21 protein-coding genes are annotated in these 21099 nt (G+C 68.6%); 5 read left to right on the top strand and 16 right to left on the bottom strand.

Annotated features, from left to right (window positions below; genetic code table 11):
- Positions 1-22: 22 nt before the first annotated feature.
- Entirely contained in the window at positions 23-1066 is a 1044-nt protein-coding gene (locus tag OU996_RS20755; RefSeq protein WP_267583495.1) for a 2,5-dihydroxypyridine 5,6-dioxygenase, read from the top strand.
- A gap of 160 nt (positions 1067-1226) precedes the next feature.
- Here the strand turns inward: OU996_RS20755 and pcaC are convergent, their stop codons facing one another.
- The 3 genes from pcaC to OU996_RS20740 are packed head-to-tail and all read right to left on the bottom strand — an operon-like array spanning position 1227 to position 3100.
- Positions 1227-1625 (bottom strand): 4-carboxymuconolactone decarboxylase, encoded by a 399-nt coding sequence (gene pcaC, locus OU996_RS20750; protein ID WP_267583494.1) that lies wholly within the window; start codon positions 1623-1625, stop codon positions 1227-1229.
- Positions 1622-2323 (bottom strand): GntR family transcriptional regulator, encoded by a 702-nt coding sequence (locus tag OU996_RS20745; protein ID WP_267583493.1) that lies wholly within the window; start codon positions 2321-2323, stop codon positions 1622-1624. The genes pcaC and OU996_RS20745 overlap by 4 nt, the downstream gene beginning before the upstream one ends.
- Before the next feature lie 9 nt (positions 2324-2332).
- The gene (locus tag OU996_RS20740; protein WP_267583492.1) at positions 2333-3100 is read right to left on the bottom strand and encodes an alpha/beta fold hydrolase; all 768 of its coding nucleotides are present in this window, start codon (positions 3098-3100) and stop codon (positions 2333-2335) included.
- Between the two features lie 131 nt (positions 3101-3231).
- Between OU996_RS20740 and OU996_RS20735 the strand changes: the two genes are divergently transcribed.
- Both OU996_RS20735 and OU996_RS20730 read left to right on the top strand, forming a co-directional pair.
- Positions 3232-3939 carry an enoyl-CoA hydratase/isomerase family protein gene (locus OU996_RS20735; RefSeq protein ID WP_267583491.1) on the top strand — a complete coding sequence of 236 codons (708 nt, stop codon included), beginning with the start codon at positions 3232-3234 and terminating at the stop codon, positions 3937-3939.
- A 29-nt stretch (positions 3940-3968) separates the two neighbouring features.
- Positions 3969-4880 (top strand): NAD(P)-dependent oxidoreductase, encoded by a 912-nt coding sequence (locus tag OU996_RS20730; RefSeq protein WP_267583489.1) that lies wholly within the window; start codon positions 3969-3971, stop codon positions 4878-4880.
- A 7-nt stretch (positions 4881-4887) separates the two neighbouring features.
- On the opposite strand, the gene OU996_RS20725 is transcribed toward OU996_RS20730, so the two are convergent.
- The 3 genes from OU996_RS20725 to OU996_RS20715 all read right to left on the bottom strand — a co-directional run bounded on the left by OU996_RS20725 (position 4888) and on the right by OU996_RS20715 (position 7543).
- A complete protein-coding gene (locus OU996_RS20725; RefSeq protein ID WP_267583487.1) occupies positions 4888-6576 on the bottom strand; it encodes a thiamine pyrophosphate-binding protein in 1689 nt (562 codons plus the stop codon).
- A 73-nt stretch (positions 6577-6649) separates the two neighbouring features.
- A complete protein-coding gene (locus tag OU996_RS20720; protein ID WP_267583486.1) occupies positions 6650-7132 on the bottom strand; it encodes a DUF6644 family protein in 483 nt (160 codons plus the stop codon).
- Positions 7133-7138: 6 nt separating this feature from the next.
- Positions 7139-7543: a DUF6152 family protein gene (locus OU996_RS20715; RefSeq protein WP_267583485.1), complete on the bottom strand. Its 405-nt coding sequence runs from the start codon at positions 7541-7543 to the stop codon at positions 7139-7141.
- A gap of 163 nt (positions 7544-7706) precedes the next feature.
- Here OU996_RS20715 and OU996_RS20710 point away from each other — a divergent pair, with 163 nt between their 5' ends.
- Positions 7707-8120: a hypothetical protein gene (locus OU996_RS20710; protein ID WP_267583484.1), complete on the top strand. Its 414-nt coding sequence runs from the start codon at positions 7707-7709 to the stop codon at positions 8118-8120.
- Between the two features lie 44 nt (positions 8121-8164).
- Here OU996_RS20710 and gyrB read toward each other — a convergent pair whose 3' ends face one another.
- From gyrB to OU996_RS20660, 10 genes are all read right to left on the bottom strand, one after another.
- A complete protein-coding gene (gene gyrB, locus OU996_RS20705; RefSeq protein WP_267583483.1) occupies positions 8165-10603 on the bottom strand; it encodes a DNA topoisomerase (ATP-hydrolyzing) subunit B in 2439 nt (812 codons plus the stop codon).
- Between the two features lie 58 nt (positions 10604-10661).
- Positions 10662-11276, bottom strand: coding sequence for a LysE family translocator (locus OU996_RS20700; protein ID WP_267583482.1), 615 nt, complete (start codon positions 11274-11276; stop codon positions 10662-10664).
- 68 nt (positions 11277-11344) lie between these two features.
- Positions 11345-12511, bottom strand: coding sequence for a DNA replication/repair protein RecF (gene recF, locus OU996_RS20695; protein WP_267583481.1), 1167 nt, complete (start codon positions 12509-12511; stop codon positions 11345-11347).
- Complete coding sequence (gene dnaN, locus OU996_RS20690) at positions 12508-13623, bottom strand: DNA polymerase III subunit beta (RefSeq protein WP_267583479.1); 1116 nt, start codon at positions 13621-13623, stop codon at positions 12508-12510. Before dnaN ends, recF begins: the two co-directional genes overlap by 4 nt.
- Before the next feature lie 228 nt (positions 13624-13851).
- On the bottom strand, positions 13852-15348 hold the full coding sequence (gene dnaA / locus OU996_RS20685) for a chromosomal replication initiator protein DnaA (RefSeq protein WP_420712660.1): 1497 nt from the start codon (positions 15346-15348) through the stop codon (positions 13852-13854).
- Between the two features lie 1155 nt (positions 15349-16503).
- Positions 16504-16770, bottom strand: a complete 267-nt coding sequence (gene rpsT, locus OU996_RS20680; protein ID WP_267583478.1) for a 30S ribosomal protein S20 — start codon at positions 16768-16770, stop codon at positions 16504-16506.
- Positions 16771-16947: 177 nt separating this feature from the next.
- Positions 16948-17721, bottom strand: a complete 774-nt coding sequence (locus OU996_RS20675; protein WP_267583477.1) for an enoyl-CoA hydratase — start codon at positions 17719-17721, stop codon at positions 16948-16950.
- 9 nt (positions 17722-17730) lie between these two features.
- Entirely contained in the window at positions 17731-18630 is a 900-nt protein-coding gene (gene mutM / locus OU996_RS20670; protein ID WP_267583476.1) for a bifunctional DNA-formamidopyrimidine glycosylase/DNA-(apurinic or apyrimidinic site) lyase, read from the bottom strand.
- Between the two features lie 72 nt (positions 18631-18702).
- Positions 18703-19323 (bottom strand): HAD family hydrolase, encoded by a 621-nt coding sequence (locus OU996_RS20665; RefSeq protein ID WP_267583475.1) that lies wholly within the window; start codon positions 19321-19323, stop codon positions 18703-18705.
- 9 nt (positions 19324-19332) lie between these two features.
- The gene (locus tag OU996_RS20660) at positions 19333-19851 is read right to left on the bottom strand and encodes an invasion associated locus B family protein (protein WP_267583473.1); all 519 of its coding nucleotides are present in this window, start codon (positions 19849-19851) and stop codon (positions 19333-19335) included.
- Positions 19852-20192: 341 nt separating this feature from the next.
- On the opposite strand from OU996_RS20660, the gene coxB reads away from it, so the two are divergent.
- A complete protein-coding gene (gene coxB / locus OU996_RS20655) occupies positions 20193-21086 on the top strand; it encodes a cytochrome c oxidase subunit II (protein ID WP_420712659.1) in 894 nt (297 codons plus the stop codon).
- Positions 21087-21099: the final 13 nt, after the last annotated feature.

Raw genomic sequence — 21099 nt, 5'->3', positions numbered from 1 at the left:
ATTCCCAACAGGGAAGGTAATCATGGCTATCAGTGATCTGGCGCTCATCGAGGCGTGGAAGGATGTGCTCACCCTGTCGAAGCTGACAGCGGGCGAGCAGGTCTGCCTGCTGGTCAGCGATGACAGCAACCCGCAGCTCGTCGCCACCGCCCGCACGGCGGTCGGCCAGCTCGGCGGCGTGCTGACCATCCTGCACCTGCCGCCGCTCAATGGCGACGTGGCGCTCTCGCGCGACAAGTCCGGCTATGTCGGCCACACCGCGCTGAAGGGCAACCGCGCGGCGCTGGAGGCGATGAAGCATTCCGACCTCGTCATCGACACCATGCTGCTGCTGTTCTCGCCCGAGCAGGACGAGATCCTGAAAACCGGCGCCCGGATGCTGCTCGCCTGCGAGCCGCCGGAGGTGATGCTGCGCATGAAGCCGACGCTGGACGATGCGCGCCGCGCCAGCAACGCCGCCGCCCGCCTCGAGCGGGCGAAGACGCTCACCGTCACCTCCAAGGCCGGCACGGATTTCCGCTGCTCCATCGGCCAGTACCCGGTGCTGAAGCAGCAGGGCTTCGTCGACACGCGCGGCGGCTGGGACCACTGGCCGAGCTGCTTCGTCGCCACATGGCCGGATGAGGGTTCCTGTGAGGGTACCATCGTCATCGACACCGGCGACATCCTGCTGCCCTTCAAGCGCTACGCCCGCGAGCCGATCCGCATCGGCATCGAGGGCGGCTGGATACGCTCCATCGAGGGCGGCTTCGAGGCGGAATATCTGCGCAGCTACATGGACAGCTTCAACGATCCCGACGCCTATGCGATGGCGCATGTCGGCTGGGGCCTGCACAAGCGCGCGCACTGGACGACGCTCGGCCTCTATGACCGCGAGGCCGGGCTTTCCATGGATGCGCGCTCCTTCTGGGGCAATTTCCTGTGGTCGAGCGGCCCGAACACCGAGGCCGGTGGCACCCGCAACACGCCCTGCCACATGGATATCCCGCTGCGCGGCTGCTCGCTCTCGCTGGACGGCGAGCCGATGACCATCGACGGCAAGGTGATCCCCGAGGATCAGAAGTAAGGGGAGGCCGCTTCTCCCTCTCCCCGACGGGGAGAGGGTTGGGGTGAGGGGCCTTCGACCGCTCCCGCGACCGGGCTCCCCCCTCACCGACCCGCTGCGCGGGCCACCTCTCCCCGACGGGGAGAGGGAAAGGTGGGCTCCGCACCGGGACGCTCGACGCTCACCCCTTCGCGGCGGCGGCCTTGGCGTCTTCCTCGGCGAACACCTCGCGGGCGATGCGGAAGCTGTCGAGCGAGGCGGGGACGCCGCAATAGATCGCCACCTGGAGGAACACCTCCCGGATCTCGTCGCGGGTCAGCCCGTTATTCAGGGCGCCGCGCACATGGAGCTTCAGCTCATGAGGACGGTTCAGCGCCGCGATCATGCCGAGATTGAGCAGCGAGCGGTCGCGGCGGGCCAGGCCCTCGCGGCCCCACACCTCGCCCCAGCAATATTTGGTCACCAGCTCCTGCAGCGGGCGGGTGAAGTCGTCGGCTTCCGCCAGCGACTTGTCGACATAGGCGCTGCCGACCACGGCGCGGCGGATTTCAAGGCCCTTCTCGAAAAGGTCGTCGGTCATTGAGGGATCTCCGGATCATGGGATGGGGAAGAAGGGGCGGGGCCAAGCGCGGCCTCGGCGGCCGCCATCACATGGCGTTCGGCGAGCAACGCCGCGCGGGCCGCGTCGCGGGTGAGAAGGGCGCTGACGAGGGCGTCGATTTCCGCGACCGAAGCGACTTTGCGGCCGGGGTCGGCGAGGGACCGGGCGCGCAGCAGGCTGATGCGGGCGTTGAGGCGCCCCAGCAGATCGCGCGCCACGCTGTTCGTCGCGCCGGCGCACAGCGCCTCGTAGAAGGCGAGCTTGGCATCGAGGATCGCGCCGAGCTCGCCCGCCGCATAGGAGCGGGCAAGCGTGCCATGGGCGGCGGTCAGCGCGTCCCGGGCGGCCGCCTCCGCCCGCTGGCAGAACTGGCGGGCGACCACCGCCTCCAGCGCGGCGCGCACGGCATAGATGTTCTCGGCCTCGCCCCGCGCGAGCACCGCGACGGAGAGCCCGCGCGGCCCGGCGGCGAGCAGCCCGTCCGCCTCCAGCTCGCGCAGCGCCTCGCGCAGCACGGTGCGGCTGACGCCCAGCTCGGCGGTGAGATCCTTCTCGATCAGGCGCTGGCCGGCGGCGAGCACGCCGGTCTCGATCAGCCGGCGCAGCGTCGCCACCAGCTTGCGGCGCAGCGGCGCGCTTTCCTGACTGAGGGGACCGATGCCGAGCGGTGTGCTCATCACGCCCGCTCAGCCCAGCAGGAAGGGATCGACCGCCGCATGGAAGGCGGCCGGACGGTCGAGATTGGCCAGATGCCGCGCGCCCTCGATCTCGGCATAAAGGGCGCCGGGGATGAGCTGGACGATCTCCTGCGACAGGCGCGGCGGTGTGCGGTTGTCGCGCGAACCCACTACGACCTGCGTCGGCACCTTAACCGCCTTGTAGAGCTCGACCACATCGGCGGTGAACACCGACTGTGCCGCCTCGACATAGGCGGCGGGCTCCATGCCGGCGATGCTGGCGACGAGCTCGGCGACATGGGTAGGGTCGTCCTCCACCAGCGTGTCGGCGGCATAGGCGCGGGCATAGGCGTCCATCGAGCCAGTGGCGATGGTGCTGGCGATGGCCGCCGCGCGGGTGGCGCCCGCCTCGCCCTGCGTGGCGAAACTGTCGGCGATCACCAGCCGGCTGACCAGATGCGGCGCGATATCGGTGAGATGGGCGGCGATCGGCCCACCCATGGAAATGGCGACGACGCGCGCCGGCGTGCCGCCAAAGGCTTCCAGCACGGCGGCGAGGTCGCTGGCGACATGGCGCACGGTGAAGCCGCCGCGACGGCTGGAGCGGCCATGGCCCCGCGCATCCACCGCGATGACATCGAAGGACGAGGACCAGCGGCGGATCTGCTCGCGCCACATCCACGCGGCCATGCCAAGGCTATGGATCAGCAGGAGCTTTTCGCCCGCACCCGCCCGGTCATAGCCGAGGCTTTCCCCGTTCAGCTCGATCAGCGCCATCGCCCCGTGTCCTTTCACGCTCGCATCGGCCCCCGAGGGGCGAACGCGGCGTAGCATATTACTGTCGTACAATACGACAAGCGAAAACATGCCGGCGGTTCGACCGTCCGGTCGGTTCAAGGAGAGTGAGAATGAAGATCGAGGCGCATGGCGACGGCATTTACGGCGTCACCTTCACCCACACGGCGGACGGCAACCACATCTCCTCCGCCCAGCTCGCGCAGTTCGCGGCCGCGCTGGACGAGGTGCTGGCCAAGCCCGATCTCACCAGCGTGGTGCTGGCGGGTGAGGGCGAGCATTTCTGCGCCGGCCGCGTCGGCCTGCGCGGCCTCACCTCGGCGGCGGATGTGCGCGATGATCTGGGCCTTATCCTCGAAGTGAACGCCCGGCTGCGCACCTCGCCCGTGCCTTTCATCGCGGCGGTGGAGGGCAAGGCGCTCGGCTTCGGCTGCGGCTTCACCACCCAGTGCGACATCGCCATCGCCGCTGAGGATGCGGTGTTCGCCCTGCCGGAAATGTCGCACGGGCTGCCGCCGCTGATCGTGCTGTCCTATTTCGCCAAATTCGTGCCGTTCAAGCGCGCCTTCGAACTGGCGCTGACCAGCCGGCATTTCGGCGCGGCGGAAGCGAAGGAAATCGGCATCCTGACCGAGGTGGTGCCGCGCGGCACTGCGCTCGCCCGCGCCATCGAGTTCGCCCGCACCATCGCGGCGCTGGATGGCGAATCCGTGCGCCTGCTGCGCGCCTTCTCGCGCCGGGTCGCCGGCCTGTCGGACGAGACGGAAGCGCGCAACGCGGTGGCCACCATGGCGATCTCGCTGGCGGCACGCGCGCATTGAACAGCGCGCGCAGGGCAGGGGAGGCAAGCATGAGCAAGGATAGCGTGCTCTTCATCGGCGCCGGCCGCATGGGCGGGCTGATGGCGGCGCGGCTGGCCGATCACGGTGTGCGGCTGGCGGTGGTGGACCTTGCCGAGGAGGCGCTGGCGCCATTCCGCGCGCGGGGCATCCCGGTCGCGACCGCGGCGGCGAACCTGCCCGGCGATGTTGTCATCACCATGCTGCCGACCGACCGCCATGTGCGCGAGGCGCTGCTGGGCCCGCAGGGTGCTCTCTCCGGGGCGCCGCGTTCCCTTGTGGTGGATATGTCCACCGCCGCCCCCGCCAGCATCGTCGCGCTTGCCGACGAACTGGCGCCGAGCGGCATCGCCGTCGTCGACGCACCGGTGAGCGGCGGCATGGCGGGAGCCCGCGCCGGCACGCTCACCGCCATGTGCGGCGGCACGCCGGAAGGCTTTGCCCGCGTGCAGCCGCTGCTGGCGCTCATGTGCGGGGAGGTGGTGCGGGTCGGGCCGGTCGGCTCCGGCCATGTGCTGAAGGCGCTGAACAACTACCTCTCCGCGGCGACGCTGTGGACCGCGACGGAGGCGCTCATCATCGGCCAGCGGCTCGGGCTCGATCCGCCGGTCATGCTCAAGGTCTGGAGCGCCGGTTCCGGCAAGAGCCATGCGACTGAGGTGAAGCTGCCCAACCATGTGCTGACCGGCACCTATGATTTCGGCCAGACGCTGGAGCTGTTCTGCAAGGACATTTCCATCGCCGTCGATCTCGCCGCGCGGGCGAAGACGGAGACCCCGGCGCTGGAGGCGCTGCTCGCGACATGGTCCGCCGCGCGTGACGCGCTGGGCGGGCAGGAGGATATCACCGCCATTGCCCGCATGATCGGCGCCAGCGCGCGCGGCGCCGGCTCAATGTTCGACACGGAGGAGGGCGGGAGCTGACCCGGCTTTAGCTCACCGAGCGCTCGCCCAGCGATTTCTCGCGCAGCGCGGTGAGGGTGGTGGAGGGCGTGATCGCCTCCGGGTCGAGCTTCACATGCACAATCGCCGGCAGCCCCGAGGCGAAGGCGGCGTCGAGCGCCGGCACGAAGTCAGCGTCGCGCTCCACCGTCACGCCGAAGCCGCCAAAGGCGCGAGCATAGGCGGCGAAGTCCGGGTTCTTCAGTGTCGTGCCGAAGACGCGGGTGGGGTATTCGCGCTCCTGGTGCATGCGGATCGTGCCGTACATACCGTTGTCGACGACCACCGCGACGATGGGCACGTCGTACTGCACGGCCGTGGCGAATTCCTGCCCGGTCATCAGGAAATCACCGTCACCGCATACCGCCACCACCGGGCGTTCCGGCTGCGCGCGCTTGGCGGCGATGGCGGCCGGCAGGCCATAGCCCATCGAGCCCGAGGTCGGCGCGAGTTGCGAACCGAAGGCGCGGAAGCGGTGGAAGCGATGGACCCAGATGGCGAAATTGCCGGCGCCGTTGCAGATCGTCGTCTCCGGCGGCAGGGCGCGCAGATAATGCACCAGCGTCGCCATCTGCACCGCGCCGGGATTGGCAGGCGGCGCCTCGGTCCAGCCGAGATAATCGGCGCGTGCGCTTTCCCGCCACGGCCCCCAGACGATGGAGTTGGGCGGCTGCACGCCTTCCAGCGCGGCGGCGAAGGCGGAAGACGAGGCGTTGATGGCGAGCGCCGGCTGATAGACGCGGCCCAGCTCGTCCGGGTCGGCATGGACGTGGACCAGCGGCACGCCGGGATCGGGAATGCCCAGAAGGCTGTAGCCCTGCGAGGGCACCTCGCCAAAGCGTCCGCCGGCGAGGATGACGAGGTCCGCCTCCTTCAGCCGCGCGCCGAGCTTCGGGTTGAGCGAGAAGCCGATATCGCCGGCATAGGACGCATGGTCGGCTGGGAACAGCATCTGCCGGCGGAAGGACACCGCGACCGGCAGGTCGAAGCGCTCGGCAAAGCGCGTCACCGAGGCGATGGCCTTCGGGTTCCAGCGCGCGCCGCCAAGGATCATCAGCGGCTTTCGCGCCGCCCAGAGCATCTTCTGCAGGCGCATCATGTCAGTGAGGCCCGGCCAGGTCTCGGCCGGCTCGACAGCGGGGGCGTCCGGTACTTCCGCGATCTCGCTCAGCACGTCTTCCGGCAGGGCGATGACCACCGGGCCGGGGCGCCCCTGCATCGCGACGCGGAAGGCGCGGGCGATGATCTCGGGGATGCGGGCGGCCTCGTCGATCTCCACCGCCCATTTGGCCAGCGGGCCGAACACGGCGCGGTAATCCACCTCCTGAAACGCCTCGCGCCCGCGCATGGAGCGGGCGATCTGGCCGACGAAGAGGATCATCGGCGTGGAATCCTGCTGGGCGATGTGGACGCCCGCGCTGGCATTGGTCGAGCCCGGCCCGCGCGTGACGAAGCAGATCCCCGGCCGGCCGGTGAGCTTGCCGACCGCTTCCGCCATCATCGCCGCGCCGCCCTCCTGCCGGCAGATGACGAAGTCGACGTCGGTGTCGGAGAGGGCGTCGAGCACATCGAGATAGCTCTCGCCGGGCACGCCGAAGGCGCGGGTGACGCCATTGGCGACGAGCGCATCGACGAGAAGGCGGGCGCCGGTGCGGGCGGAGGCGGAGAACACGGTCATGATGGCTCGGGACTCACGGCAGACGGAAAGGCCGGCACTTTAGAGCCGGATGGGAGAGGAGGCGAGTAGGGCTTCAGGCGAAGCCGATCCAGCGCCCGGCGACCAGGACCGCGATCCAAAGCAGGGTGGAGAGGGCGGCGCAAACTCGCACAGCCGTGCCGGGTTCGGCACCCGCGCGTACCGCCTGCCAGCCCGCCTGCCTGTGCTGGAGCGCGATATTGGCGATGGCGAGAGCGAGCAGGCCGAGCTTGGTGAGAAAGGCCGGATTAGCGAGATAGTCCGCCGGGCGGACCGTGAACAGCCAGACGCCGGAGAGCAGCGCCAGCCCCAGCCCGCCGGCGGCGACGCGGGTGAGCAGCGGCGTCAGAACCGTCAGCGGCAAGCCGCGCCATAGCCCCAGAAGCCGCGCATCAAGCGTCAGGATCGGCCCGATCAGCAGCGCCAGCCCGAGGATATGCGCGGCATTGACCAGCAGATAGGCCACCCAGGACGCATGCAGCGCCCTCGCGCCGGGCCAGCCGGCGAGTACCCCGAGGAAGCCGTCTTGCGTCTCCACGGCGCGTCAGTTGCTGCCGAGACGCTCGGGATACATGACGTAGTTCTTATCCCCGATGGTGATGCGCACCGCCTTCATATGCGCCTCATTCGTCTCGCGTGACCGGTTGCCGAGGACGGTGATGGCGTCGCCCGTCTTCGCGCTCTCACCGGTGAAGCCGGAGGCGGCGGTCTGGCGGGGATTGCCGAGATCGACCTGCCAGTCCCGCCCGTCGGCGGCGCGCACGCGCAGGGTGGGGTGCGGCGGCGCCATGGAGATGGCGGTGATCGTGCCTTCCAGCGTCATCTTTTCCGATTCCGCCCAGCTCCAGCCGTGGTGAGCGATGGCGGGCGCGGCGGCGAGCATCAGGCCGGCGGCGAGGGCGGCGGCAAGGCGGGTGTGAGTGGGGCGGGGCCGCGTGAAGCGAAGCATGGCGCGTCTCCTGTCGTAACGGAAAGGTCGCAGGAGACTATGGCGCGCCCGGCGCTGTCGGCGAGGGGGCGCGTGCTCACGTTTCCGCCAGAGATCCAAACCCGACGATCCTGCGTAGCAGAGCAGGGTTGGCATGTTCCATCACGCTGCACAGGAGGTTCCCATGCCGCTGAAGGCACAGACGCTCGCAGGTGTCGCTCTCATTCTGGCCGGTGCCGCCGCCACCGCACCCGCGCGCGCGTCCGAACTCAATGCGGAGGACATCCGCCGCGAGATCATCGGCCGGCAGATCTTCCTCGCCGTGCCACTCGGTGGCGAGTTCCCGCTGAACTATTTCCCGGACGGACGGGTGAATGGGGATGGCGACGCGGTCGGGCTTGGCCGGCTCGCCCAGCCCAAGGATGAAGGCCGCTGGTGGATCGCCGAGGACCGGCTCTGCCAACGCTTCGAGACCTGGTATGATAGCAAGCCGATGTGCTTCGTCCTTACCCGCCTCGGCGACGGGCAGGTGGCCTGGCTGCGCGACAATGGCGAGAAGGGCACCGCCCGCATCGGCGGGCAGATTGCCTCGCGCTGACGGGAAGTCCCGTCAGCCGTAGACCGCGTTAGACGTCCACCTCACTAGACGTCAACACTTGCGCGCAGCGCGTTCTCCTGGATGAACTCGCGGCGTGGCTCGACCACATCGCCCATCAGGCGGTTGAACAGGTCGTCGGCGTCGGCCACTTCCTTCACCTTCACCTGCAGCAGCGAGCGGGCGTTGACGTCCAGCGTCGTCTCCCACAGCTGTTCGGCGTTCATTTCGCCAAGGCCCTTGTAGCGCTGGAGCGCGATGCCCTTGCGGCCGGCATCGGTGACGGCGTCGAACAGGTCCATGGGGCCATGCACCAGCGCCTCCGCGGCCTTGCGGCGCAGCGTGGCGGGCTCGGCATGGACTTCCTGGAGATCGGCAGCGAGGGCGTCGAGCCGGCGCGCCTCGGCGGAGCCGACCAGAGTGGCGTCAAGCACCGCCACTTCCTTCACGCCACGCACCACGCGCGAGAAGGTGAAGCCGCCGGCATCCGCCGTGCCGGTCCAGCCGCGCTCGGTGTCATCGGCGACGCCGTCGAGCCGCTTGGCGACGATGGTCGCCACTTCCGCGGCGCGCTCCTCGTCGATCAGCAGGCCGGGAGCGAAGGCGCCGGCAATGGCCGCCTGTTCCACCACGGCGCGGTTGTAGCGCGGGTGCAGGCCGTTCATCACATTGCGGAAGGAGCGGGTGCTTTCCAGCACGTGATGCAGGTCGCCGCCAGCGCGCACCTCGCCCGAGGCGAGCACAAGCGAGGCATCCTCGAGGCCCTGGGTGATCAAATAGTCTTCCAGCGAGCGCTCATCCTTGAGGTACTGCTCGGACTTGCCGCGCGTGACCTTATAGAGCGGCGGCTGGGCGATATAGATGTGCCCGCGCTCCAGAAGCTCCGGCATCTGGCGGAAGAAGAAGGTCAGCAGCAGGGTACGGATGTGGGAGCCGTCCACGTCCGCGTCCGTCATGATGATGATCTTGTGGTAGCGCAGCTTGTCGACGTTGAAGTCGTCGCGGCCGATGCCGGTGCCGAGCGCGGTGATCAGCGTGCCGATCTGGTCCGAGGACAGCATCTTGTCGAAGCGGGCGCGCTCGACATTCAGGATCTTGCCGCGCAGCGGCAGAATGGCCTGGAAGGCGCGGTTGCGGCCCATCTTGGCGGAGCCGCCGGCCGAGTCACCCTCGACGATGAAGATCTCGGACTTGGCCGGGTCGCGCTCCTGGCAGTCGGCGAGCTTGCCGGGCAGGGAGGCGACGTCGAGCGGGTTCTTGCGCCGGGTGAGTTCGCGGGCCTTGCGGGCGGCCTCGCGGGCGGCGGCAGCTTCCACCACCTTGGTCACCAGCGCCTTGCTCTCGCCGGGATGCTCTTCGAGCCAGGAGCTCAGCGCCTCATTCACCAGCGCCTCGACGACCGGGCGGACTTCCGAGGAGACAAGCTTGTCCTTGGTCTGCGAGGAGAATTTCGGGTCCGGCACCTTCACCGAGAGCACGGCGGTCAGGCCCTCGCGGCAATCCTCGCCGGTCGGATCGACCTTTTCCTTCTTGGCGATGCCCGAGCGCTCGGAATAGCCGATGATCTGGCGCGTCAGGGCGGCGGCGAAGCCGGTGAAGTGCGTGCCACGGTCGCGCTGCGGGATGTTGTTGGTGAAGCAGAGCACGTTCTCGTGGTAGCTGTCGTTCCACGAGAGGGCGCATTCCACGGTGATGCCGTCCTTCTCGGCGCGGATCACGATGGGCTTGGGCAGCAGGGCCTGCTTGGAGCGGTCGAGATACTGCACGAAGGCCTCGACGCCGCCCTCATAGACCATCTCCTCGCGCTTCACCTCGGCGTGGCGCGCATCGGTCAGCACGATGTGCACGCCGGAGTTCAGGAAGGCGAGCTCGCGCAGCCGGTGCTCCAGCGTAGCGTAGTCGAATTCGATGTGGGTGAAGGTCAGGGGCGAGGGCACGAAGGTGACCATGGTGCCGCGCTGGCCTTCCGGCGCCGGACCCTTCACCGCCAGCGGCGCTTCGGCATCGCCGTTGCGAAAGCGTATGTGGTGCTCAAGCCCGTTGCGCCAGATGGTCAGGTCGAGCGTGGTGGAGAGCGCGTTGACCACTGAGACGCCGACGCCGTGCAGGCCGCCGGAGACCTTGTAGGAGTTCTGGTTGAACTTACCGCCGGCATGGAGCTGGGTCATGATGACCTGCGCCGCCGAGACGCCTTCCTCGGAATGGATGTCGGTCGGGATACCGCGGCCATTGTCGGTGACGGTGACGGAGCCGTCGGCGTTCAGCGTGACCGTGACCTTGTCGGCATAGCCGGCCAGCGCCTCGTCGATGGCGTTGTCGACGACCTCATAGACCATGTGGTGCAGACCCGAGCCGTCATCGGTGTCGCCGATATACATGCCCGGCCGCTTGCGCACGGCGTCGAGGCCGCGCAGCACCTGGATCGACTGCGCGCCATACTCTTCCCCGTCGGAGTTCGGGGAGGCGGCGTTGTCGGAATCGGCCATGGGTGCAGCCCTTCGAATCGCTTGAATTGACAGGTTCTTTTGTAGCGCAAACGCGCGTTTATTTCGTGGCTACCAGCACCGCCGCGCCGGCCATGGCGGTGCCGCAGGCCCGGTTGATCAGCCGGGCGCCCCAAGCACTGCCGGCAAAGCCGCGCGCTCGGTGGGCGAGGGCGACATAGCTGCCGAACACGCCGGCCAGAACCAGCGCGATGATGCCGCACAATTCGGCAAAGCCAAGCAGGGTCAGTCGGTTGAGGTCGACGATGGTCGGCAGCAAGGCGAGGTAGAAGGCCATCGCCTTGGGGTTGCCGAGCGTCATGCCGAGGCCGGTAAGGAACAGGCCGAGGCGGGAATCGCTCTCGCGGATCGGCACGGCCTCGGCCGGGGTGCCGGTGGACATCCACAGCTTCCAGGCGAGATAGATCAGATAGGCGGCGGCCGCGAGCCGCACGACGACGAAGAACGAGCCCAATGTGGCGGCAAGGGCGGCAAGGCCCATCACGGCGGCCGCCAGCCAGACCATGTCGCCCAGCACGATGCCGGCGACCAGCGGGCCGGCTCCCTCGCGCCCACGCACCAGCGTGCGGGCCACCAGCGCGATGACGCTCGGCCCCGGCGAGGCGGCGGCAAGAGCGAGGGCGGCGGCGAAGACGGCAAGGTCGAGCAGGTTCATGATGGCGCACTACGTGCGCGCACGCGCGAAGGAGGTCAAGTGCTCATATCGACGGGCTGTCCGGCCACCTATGCGGGCGCGCGTTCTGCCCGGCCCGGCGTGACGAGGAAACGCTCGGCGCGGTCCCCCAGCGCCGCGAAGGCGGAGGGGTCGGCCCCCGTCATCCACACCTGCCCGCCCAGACGCTCCAGCGCCTCGAACAGCGCGGCGCGGCGGGCGGGGTCGAGATAGGCCACGACGTCGTCGAGCAGCATGACGGGCGCGAGCCCCGCCATCTCGCCGACGAGGCGGGCATGGGCGAGGGCGAGGCCGATCAGCAGCGCCTTCTGCTCGCCGGTGGAGCCGAGGGAAGCCGGTATGCCTTTCGGCCCATGGCCGACGGCGAGGTCGGACAGATGCGGGCCGTCCAGCGTGCGGCCGGCGGCGCGGTCGCGAGGACGGGTGGCGGCGAGCGCCAGCCGGTACTCGTCCTCCACCAGCGTCGCCGGGCGCTCGGCCAGCGCGCGCTCCACCTCGCCCTCCAGCGCGACGCTCGCCCAGGGAAAGAGCGAGGCATCGTCCCGCCCGCGCGCGATGCCGGCGGCGAGGCGGCGCACCGTTTCCAGCCGCGCGGCGGCCACCGCAATGGCCAGCGCGGCGAGCTCCTGCTCGACGGCGTCGAGATAGCGCGGGTCGGTGCCCGGCTCTTCCAGCAGCCGGTTACGGGAGCGCAGGGCGCGCTCCAGCGCGTTGACGCGGGCGCCGTGCTCGGCATCCACCGCCAACACCAGGCGGTCGAGAAAACGGCGTCGCTCGGAGGGTGGTCCGGTGAACAGTCCGTCCATATCCGGCGTCAGCCACACCACGCGCAGATGGGCGGCAAAGGCGGTGGCCGAGCCGACGGTCTCGCCGTCGATGCGGCAGCGGCGGGCCCGCGTCTCCTCACCGCCGGCCTCGATGCCGGTGCCGAGCGCCACCTCGCCATAGGCGCCGTCGACACGGGCCGACACGGCCCAGCCGGCGGCGCGCGTGCCATCGGGGACGCGGGCGGCGAACTGGTCGAGGTTCGCCCGGCGCAGGCCGCGCCCGGGCGAGAGCAGCGAGATGGCCTCGAGGAGATTGGTCTTGCCGGCGCCATTGGCGCCGATCAGCACCACCGGCCCATCGCCGGCGCGGATTTCCGCGGCGTGGTAGCTGCGGAAATCGGTGAGCTGCAACCGGGTGATGCGGGCGCGCGGGCCCCCGGCCGCGCTCACACGCGCATCGGCATCAGCACATAGAGCGCGCCGCGCTTCTCGGGATCCTGCAACAGGGTCGGGGAGCCCGGATCGGCGAGCTTGAGCTCGGCGGTGCCGCCTTCGATCTGCGAGGTGATGTCGAGCAGGTAGCGGCTGTTGAAGCCGATATCGATCGGCTCGGAGCCGTACTCGACTTCCAGCTCTTCCGTCGCGCTGCCCGAATCCGGGTTTGTGACGGAGAGCGTCAGCTTGCCATCGGCGATGGAGAGCTTGACCGCGCGGCCACGCTCGCTGGCGACGGTGGAGACGCGGTCGACGGCGGAGGCGAACTCGGCCTTGTCGACCACCAGCGTCTTGTCATTGCCGACCGGGATGACGCGGCCATAGTCCGGGAAAGTGCCGTCGATCAGCTTGGAGGTCAGCACCACGCGGTCGAGCGAGACGCGGATCTTGGCGGTGGAGAGCTCCACCGTCACCTCGGCATCGCCATCCTCGGCGAGGCGCTGGATCTCGGCCACCGCCTTGCGCGGCACGATGACGCCCGGCATGCCGATCGCGCCCGTGGGGGCGGCGGTCTGCGCCTGGGCGAGGCGGTGCCCGTCGGTCGCGACCGCGCGCAGCACCGGGCCATTGGCCTCGGCGACATGGAAATAGATGCCGTTGAGATAATAGCGGGTCTCTTCGGTCGAGATGGCGAACTGCGTCTTGTCGACGAGGCGCTTCAGCTCCCCGGCCGGCAGGGTGAAGCGGTGCGTCATCTCGCCGGCGGCGAGGTCCGGGAATTCGTTCTCCGGCAGGGTCTGCAGCGCGAAGCGCGAGCGGCCGGCGCGCACGGTGAGCGTCCCGCGATCGCCGGAGGTCTCAAGCTGAACCTGCGCGCCCTCGGGCAGCTTGCGCACGATGTCATAGAGCGTATGCGCGGGCACCGTGGTGGCGCCCTCCTGCCCGACCTCGGCGGAGATGGTTTCGACGATCTCGATATCGAGGTCGGTCGCCCGCAGCGCCAGGCCACGCGCATCCGTGCGCATCAGCACGTTGGCGAGGATCGGTATGGTGTTGCGCCGCTCGACGACACGATGAACGTGGGCGAGGGACTTGAGCAGCTCGGCCCGCTCGACAGTGACCTTCATGGCCGCGACACCCGTGCATTACGAGAAACGGAAGACGCACGGGGCACACCGGCGAGGGCATGCCCCGCGTCGCGCCCCGGGCGGACGGCGCGGGCGCGCCGCCGGGGGCGTCGACATTGCCGCCCCGGCCCCGCCAAGGCAAGCGGGGGGTGCTGCGATGCGGCGAAATAATGGGGATAGTCGCGGGGATAGCGGGCATACCGCCTCCCCGGCGACGAGGGCTCGCGCCTACTCGTCGCTCACGAGGCGCTTCAGCGTCTCGATCTCATCGGCTACCGCACGGTCGCTGCCGACGAGGCCTTCGATCTTGCGCACCGCGTGCAGCACGGTGGTGTGGTCGCGCCCGCCGAAGCGCCGGCCGATTTCCGGCAGGGAGCGCAGGGTGAGCATCTTGGCGAGGTACATCGCGATCTGGCGCGGCTTCACCACATTGGCGGTGCGGCGCTGCGAGAGGATGTCGGCGCGGGTGACGTTGTAGTGCTTGGCGACGATGCGCAGGATGTCGTCCACCCGCACGCGCTTGGGCTCGGAGGAACGTACGAGATCGCGCACGGCGGTCTCGGCCATCTCCAGCGTGATGGCGCGCGAGGTCAGCTGATTATGCGCCAGAAGCCGGTTCAGCGCGCCGTCGAGGTCGCGGCCGTTCTGGCCGCAATTGCGCGCGATGAAGCTCAGCACATCCGGCGGCACGTTGAAGCCGGGATGCTGGTGGGACAGGGCGGCGACGCGGGCGGCGAGGATCTCGACGCGCAGTTCTTCGTCGAGCGGGGCGATCTCGACCACCAGGCCGCCGGCGAGGCGCGAGCGCACGCGCTCTTCCAGCGCGTCCAGCTCCGCCGGCGGGCGATCAGCGGCGATCACCACCTGGCGACCGGAATCCATCAGCGCGTTCAGCGTGTGACAGAACTCCTGCTGCACGCTCTTGCCCTGCAGGAACTGCAGGTCGTCGATCACCAGCGTGTCGATACCGCGCAGCTGTTCCTTGAAGGCGATGGCCGACTGGGTCTTCAGCGCGGCGACGAAGCCGTACATGAAGCGCTCGGCCGTGAGGTACACGACGCGGCGGCCATGCTCCGGCCCGGCGGCGGCGATGGCCTGCAGGAGGTGCGTCTTGCCGAGGCCGACGGCGGCGTGGAGATAGAGCGGGTTGAACACCGGACCGCTGCCCGAGGGCGCGGCCGCGACCTTGAGCGCCGCCGCATGGGCGAGGCGATTGGAATCGCCGAGCCGATAGGCCGCGAAGGTGAGGCGCGGGTCGAGCGGCGAGCCACCGGCGACGTCGCCCGAGGTGGTGGCCGGCGCGACGGGCGCGCTGGCGGCAAGGCGCGGCTCGGCGGCCGGACGGATCATCGGCGTGGCGGCGACACGGACGGGCGCGTTGGGCGCCCGCATCATGGCGGTGCGCACGATGAGGTCGACGCGGCCGACGCCCATTTCCTCAAGCCAAAGCGTGGAAAGGCGCTCGATATAGTGCTGCTGGATCCAGGTCTTCAGGAAGCGGGTGGGCACCGAGAGGCGCACGGTGTCGCCGAAGATCCCGTCCAGCTCGAGGCGCGGAAACCAGCTCGAATAGACCTCTTCGCCGATCTCGGCGCGCAGGCGCCGGCGCACCTTTTCCCAGGCATCGCGGGGTGCGGTATCCAAATCGACCGAGGGGCCGGAAGCCGTGACCGGACCGGGAAAGGCTCCGCTGTCCGAAGACTGGAGGCTGTTGGATTTGAACATCGTCGCTCCGCTGGTTTTTTGCGGTTCTTGGGAAGGCAACGTCATGGACCCACCACGGCCGAAGCACCGTGCGAGCACGGCAGGGCCGAGAGTGTCCAGAAGCGATGCCGATGGAAAGTGATGGCCGTCTGGGGCGCGGTTGGCTGTCTAACTCATGAGATCAGCAGCGCGACCCGACAGGGCGCGATCAGGTCGGAGGCCCTGCCTCCGGAGACCGGGAACAAGCGCAGAAATCCAGATACTCGATCATCCCGCCGGTCGATGCCGGCCGGCTGCGGAGCAGCCCTGATCCTGAATCTCCGCTCACGCTCATTCGCGCAGTCATAGCAGCCCCTTCGCGGCAATTGTATTGCCGTCCCCGTCTCAAGATATCGTTTTTTGAAATTCTACTGGAAACAAACGCGGATAAAACTCATTCCGCCAAGTCTGCCCCTGACGCGTCTGCCCCTGTCGCAGAACATGTCATGTAATGGCTGGCCGTCTGAGGCCGTGCCGCGAGGAGGGGTAGTAAAACAGCCACGCAACTACCCTCCTCATGCCGGAATGAGTTGAACCTAAACTCAACTTTTCGCTGAAGTGTCCGGCAGAACCGGATGACCACACCATACACAGGGCCCCCCCGTGGTGCAACGCCGTTGGCGGGTGAGGGGGTGCCCCGGAGGGCGAATCGACTGCCCAAATTTATTCCATCAGTCGGCAAATCTCTGACTCGCTTGCAAGATTCCCCGAGGCGCCATGACGGGTGTTTCCTCACCTATTTTTCACCCCCCGGGCGGGGAGGGGTGGTCGGGTGTGGCGATTCCGGGGGTGCCTTAGCCTGTGGGATACAAGACGTTGAAATAAATAGGGAATTTCTGCGCACCCGAGTCCGGCTCGGATGGCCTTCGGGGGTGATTCGGCTCTGCGTCGGGAGGTTCACCGAGTCAAGCGGCGCCTCCTGTGCATCCCGTGAATCGTCCACATCCAACGGTGTGATGTGACGAATTTGCAACGCTGCCATGACGGTGCCGCGCTGCGGCGTGGCGGCATGTGAACTTGCTGCACAGAGGCGGCCCGGCCCCGGTCGGGGAGGCGTTGCGCAGCGCCGGAATGCAAAAAGCCCGGCGCGGGCGCCGGGCTTGCAAACTACTTGGAGTTGCTTTGCGTCGGGTGCCGTCAGGCGCCGAGCTTGGCCACGCGGCTGGCAAGGCGGGAGACCTTGCGCGACGCGGTGTTCTTGTGGAGCACGCCCTTCTGGGCCGCCCGCATGATCTCGGGCTCGGCCACCTTGAACGCGGTGGTCGCGGCATCACGATCGCCGGTGGCGAGCGCGTCTTCGAGCTTACGCACAAAGGTCCGCATCCGCGAGCGGCGGTTCTTGTTGACCTCGGTACGGCGCTCGATCTTGCGAGCCGCCTTCTTGGCGGAGGGCGTATTGGCCATCGGCCGTCCTCTTCATCATCGCAAGCCCGGTACGAACCGTTACTTGCCAGAATTTGGTTGCAAAAGACAAAGCGGAGCCAACCCGGAGGAGCCCCGCGCGAGTGGCGGGCTTATAGTCGGCGCCCGGCGCCACGTCAATACGTAAGCGCCGGCCCGGCCCCTCCGGCAACGCTTCCTTTACCCATTGGTGAAGGAAGCAGAACGCTTTTCGACGAAAGCGGCCATGCCTTCCTTCTGGTCGGCGGTGGCGAACAGCGCCTGGAACAGCCGGCGCTCGAATCGGATGCCCTCGGCCAGCGTGGTCTCGAAGGCGCGGTTGACGCTCTCCTTCGTCATCATCACGGAGGCGAGCGAGAGGCCGGCTATGGTGTCCGCGACCTTCATCGCCTCGCTCTTCAGCTCGGCCAGCGGCACGACGCGGGAGACGAGGCCGTAGCGGTCGGCGTCCTCCGCCGTGAGCTGACGGCCGGTGAGGCACATCTCCATCGCCTTGGCCTTGCCGATGGCGCGGGTGAGGCGCTGCGAGCCGCCCGCGCCCGGCATGATGCCAAGCTGGATCTCCGGTTGGCCAAAGCGCGCATTATCGGCGGCGAGGATGATGTCGCACATCATGGCGAGCTCGCAGCCGCCGCCCAGCGCATAGCCCGCCACCGCGGCGATCACCGGCTTGCGGCAGCGCGACAGCCGCTCCCAGGAGGTGATGAAGTCCTCCGTATAGGTGGCGGGGAAGCCGAGCGCCTGCATCTCCTTGATGTCGGCGCCAGCGGCGAAGGCGCGCTCGGAGCCGGTGAGGACGATGCAGCCGATGCCGGCATCCGCCTCGAAGCCGTCCAGCGCCTGCGACAGTTCGGCGATCAGCGCCGCGTTGAGGGCGTTAAGCGCCTTGGGCCGGTTCAGCGTGACGATGCCGACCCGGCCATTGGTCTCCACCAGGATGTTCTCATAGGCCATGGACGTTCCCTAGCGTTGGCAGGATGCACAATAGAAGGTGGAGCGCCCGCTCTGCACAAGCCGGGCAATGGTGCCCCGGCAGCCCGGCGTGAGGCAGGGCGCGTGCTCGCGGTCATAGGCGCGGAATGTGTGCTGGAAATAGCCGAGCGTGCCGTCGACCTGCGCATGGTCGCGCAATGTGGAGCCGCCAGCCGCGATGGCCTCCTCCAGCACGAGCCGGATGGTCTCGACGAGGCGCCGCGTGGCCGCCGTCGGCTTGCCCGTGGCGGTCACCAGCGAGGCGGCCAGCCGCTCCGGCGCGATACCGGCGCGGTGCAGTGCCTCGCACACATAGATGTTGCCGAGCCCCGCCACGACCTTCTGGTCGAGCAGCGCCGCCTTGATCGGCGTGCGCCGCCCCGCCAGCGCGCGGGCGAGGCAGTCCGCATCGAAGGCATTGCCGAGCGGTTCCGGCCCCAGGGCGGCAAAGAGCGGGTGGCTCTCCAGCGCCGTGCGCGCGGTGAGCAGCATGGCGCCGAAGCGGCGGGGATCGTTGTAGACGACCTCATGCCCACCCTCGAGGCGGAACACCACATGATCATGCACCTCCAGCCGAGAGCGCGGCACGTGGAAGTCGCCGGGGGTCAGCGCCGGGGCGTGCGCCTCCTCGATGCGGAACGAGCCGGACATGCCGAGATGCATCACCAGCACCTCCGCCTCGCCGTCGGGGCCGGGATCGAGATCGGCCAGCAGGTACTTGGCCCGCCGTCCGAGGCTGATGATGCGCCGGCCGGTCAGCCGCTCGGCGAAGCGCTCGGGCAGCGGCCAGCGCAGGTCCGGCCGGCGGGCAATGGCCTCGCGGATGAGGCGGCCCTCCATGACCGGCGCGAGGCCACGGCGGACGGTTTCGACCTCGGGAAGCTCGGGCATGGGGTTCCTGCTGGCGCGCGGGTTTTCTGCTGACGCGCACTGGCGCGTCCACGGCTCGCGGTGACGGTCCCTCTATATAAGAGAGAGAGCGGCGAGGAACGAGCGCAGCTCGCCAGCGCTGCGGAAGCTGTGGCCCGTCAGGCCCGCCGCGCGGGCGCCTTCGATATTGACGGGCTTGTCGTCGATCATCGCGGCCTCGGCGGGCGCGACGCCGTAGCGGGCGGCAAGGCGGGCATAGATCGCCGGATCCGGCTTCTTGGTGCCGAACTCGGCGGCGACATGCATGGCCGGGCCGAACACGGCGCGAAGCTCCGGCACCAGCGCGTCGAAATGCTCGCCCATGATGAAGCCGTTATTGGTCAGCAGCGCCAGCGCGGCCTTGTCCTTGACGGCCTGCGCGAGCGCGATGGCCTCCAGGTCCAGCGTCATGGCGAGGGCGCGGGTACGGAACCAGTCCGCCCGCCCGAAGGGGATGCCGAGCGCCTGGGAGCAGGCGGCGAGGTAGGCGTCCGCCGACAGCCGCCCCGCATCGGAGGCGTCCTCGATGCCGCTGTCCCAGATCAGACGCGCCACCTCATCGACCGTCAGCCCCGCCAAGGCGGCGATGGCAGACTGCCGTGCCGCGACGTCGTAGTGCAGCAGCACGTCGTCCATGTCGAAGATGACGAGACGGATGGGTGAGGGGGGTGCCATCGCTGCGCCTCAGGGAAGCGCGTCGAAGCCCTCGCCGAACCCCTTGAGGCTGAGCGGGATGCCGATGCCTTCCTCGGGCGTCTGGAAGACGATGAAGGTCGCGTTCTGGCCGTTGCGGAGCTGGTTGATCAGTTTGTCGTCCATCACGACCTCGGCGACGCAGCCATTGGGCACGCAGCGCACGAAGCCGGCGCGGCCGACATCGGTGTCGTCGATCTTGAGGCCGAGGCCGGAAGGCAGCAGCACGCCGAGCGGGGCGAGGACGCGCAGGAGGCGGCTCTGCTGGTCGGCGGTCTTCAGCACGATGACGGTGAGGCCGACATTCGGCCGGTCATCGGCCTGCACGCTCTGGAGCAGGACGCACTGCTCGGACTGGGCACCGGGCGGCGTGTCGCAACGAATCTGCCACTCACCATGGACCGAACGCACGACCCCCTGCGCCTGCGCCCCACCGCCAGCCACCGCCATCAGGGCGAAGGCGGCGAAGGCCGCAAGAAAGGACGAACGGAGGGCCGCGAAACCGCGCATGGGCTGTCTCCCGAATAACTGACTGAGGAGTCTTCTAAAGAATCGCCACGGCGGGACAAGGCGAATCGTGCGTGAGCTGCGTATGAGCAGCACAGGAGGGGTGCGCGGCACCTCGCATCACATGCGTGTCAACAATGCGGCAAAGCAAGCCTTGCCCCAGCGGCATTGCAGATAGAACGGTTCCAGGCACCCGACGTCATGTCGCAGGAGCAGAAGGCCCCAGGCGCGTTGCCCGCGTGTTCTTTTTGTGTTTGATGAAGATCAAATGCCACTGGCCCGACGGGCGGCTTGGTTGTGCCGAAGCCGGGGTACAGTGGGAGTTGATGGGAGTGACGATCGCGATGAAATCGTGGATCCGCAACGCTGGACGCACCGCCACTGGCTTTATCGGTGCAATGGTCGGCACGCTGGGCCTGACGCTTGTCGCCACGGGCGGCGCTGTCGCCGGCACGGGCCAGCCCTCGCCGTGGCAGATCAACCTGCAGGGCGCGGCCTCGCCGGTGATGGAGACGATGCACTCCTTCCACGCCTTCCTCCTCGCCATCATCGTGGCGGTGGTGCTGCTCGTGCTGGCGCTGCTGATCATCGTGGCGGTGAAGTTCAACGAGAAGGCCAACCCGGTGCCCTCGCGCACCACGCATCACACCCTGATCGAGGTGGTGTGGACCGTGGTGCCGGTGCTGATCCTGGTCGCCATCGCCATTCCGTCCTTCCGGCTGCTCTTCCAGCAGCTCGACATTCCCAAGGCGGACCTGACGGTCAAGGTGACCGGCCACCAGTGGTATTGGTCCTATGAGTATCCCGACAACGGCCAGTTCAGCTTCGACAGCCTGATGGTGCAGACCGCCGACCTCCAGCCCGGCCAGCCGCGTCTGCTGGCGGTCGACAATGAGGTCGTGGTGCCCGTCGGCAAGATCGTGCGCATCCAGGTCACTGCCGCCGACGTCATCCACTCCTTTGCCATGCCGTCCTTCGGCGTGAAGATCGACGCCCTGCCGGGCCGGCTCAACGAGAGCTGGTTCCAGGCCACCAAGGAAGGCGTCTATTATGGCCAGTGCTCGGAGCTGTGCGGGCGTGACCACGCCTTCATGCCGATCGCCATCCGTGTCGTGAGCGAGGCTGACTTCGCCACCTGGGTGGAGGATGCCAAGAAGAAGTACGCGTCGGCCGACCAGCCGGCCCGCGTCGTGGCGCAGAACGAGGTCGTTCCGGCCGGCGCGGCCGAGGCGCGTTGAGCGCCTCTCCCAC

It is taken from the genome of Ancylobacter sp. SL191, from assembly GCF_026625645.1.
GTDB lineage: Bacteria > Pseudomonadota > Alphaproteobacteria > Rhizobiales > Xanthobacteraceae > Ancylobacter.
The sequence above is the reverse complement of the archived record's forward strand: the minus strand, read 5'-3'. Positions and strand labels throughout refer to the sequence as shown.

Coding starts and splice junctions, on each gene's coding strand:
- OU996_RS20730 (WP_267583489.1), top strand. CDS start 3,969: ATGAGCAAGGATAGCGTGCTCTTCATCGGCGCCGGCCGCATGGGCGGG.
- OU996_RS20710 (WP_267583484.1), top strand. CDS start 7,707: ATGCCGCTGAAGGCACAGACGCTCGCAGGTGTCGCTCTCATTCTGGCC.
- OU996_RS20665 (WP_267583475.1), bottom strand. CDS start 19,323: ATGGCACCCCCCTCACCCATCCGTCTCGTCATCTTCGACATGGACGAC.
- OU996_RS20725 (WP_267583487.1), bottom strand. CDS start 6,576: ATGACCGTGTTCTCCGCCTCCGCCCGCACCGGCGCCCGCCTTCTCGTC.
- dnaN (WP_267583479.1), bottom strand. CDS start 13,623: ATGAAGGTCACTGTCGAGCGGGCCGAGCTGCTCAAGTCCCTCGCCCAC.
- OU996_RS20735 (WP_267583491.1), top strand. CDS start 3,232: ATGAAGATCGAGGCGCATGGCGACGGCATTTACGGCGTCACCTTCACC.
- dnaA (WP_420712660.1), bottom strand. CDS start 15,348: ATGTTCAAATCCAACAGCCTCCAGTCTTCGGACAGCGGAGCCTTTCCC.
- mutM (WP_267583476.1), bottom strand. CDS start 18,630: ATGCCCGAGCTTCCCGAGGTCGAAACCGTCCGCCGTGGCCTCGCGCCG.
- OU996_RS20660 (WP_267583473.1), bottom strand. CDS start 19,851: ATGCGCGGTTTCGCGGCCCTCCGTTCGTCCTTTCTTGCGGCCTTCGCC.
- gyrB (WP_267583483.1), bottom strand. CDS start 10,603: ATGGCCGATTCCGACAACGCCGCCTCCCCGAACTCCGACGGGGAAGAG.
- OU996_RS20700 (WP_267583482.1), bottom strand. CDS start 11,276: ATGAACCTGCTCGACCTTGCCGTCTTCGCCGCCGCCCTCGCTCTTGCC.
- OU996_RS20755 (WP_267583495.1), top strand. CDS start 23: ATGGCTATCAGTGATCTGGCGCTCATCGAGGCGTGGAAGGATGTGCTC.
- coxB (WP_420712659.1), top strand. CDS start 20,193: ATGAAATCGTGGATCCGCAACGCTGGACGCACCGCCACTGGCTTTATC.
- pcaC (WP_267583494.1), bottom strand. CDS start 1,625: ATGACCGACGACCTTTTCGAGAAGGGCCTTGAAATCCGCCGCGCCGTG.
- rpsT (WP_267583478.1), bottom strand. CDS start 16,770: ATGGCCAATACGCCCTCCGCCAAGAAGGCGGCTCGCAAGATCGAGCGC.
- OU996_RS20740 (WP_267583492.1), bottom strand. CDS start 3,100: ATGGCGCTGATCGAGCTGAACGGGGAAAGCCTCGGCTATGACCGGGCG.
- OU996_RS20745 (WP_267583493.1), bottom strand. CDS start 2,323: ATGAGCACACCGCTCGGCATCGGTCCCCTCAGTCAGGAAAGCGCGCCG.
- OU996_RS20715 (WP_267583485.1), bottom strand. CDS start 7,543: ATGCTTCGCTTCACGCGGCCCCGCCCCACTCACACCCGCCTTGCCGCC.
- OU996_RS20675 (WP_267583477.1), bottom strand. CDS start 17,721: ATGGCCTATGAGAACATCCTGGTGGAGACCAATGGCCGGGTCGGCATC.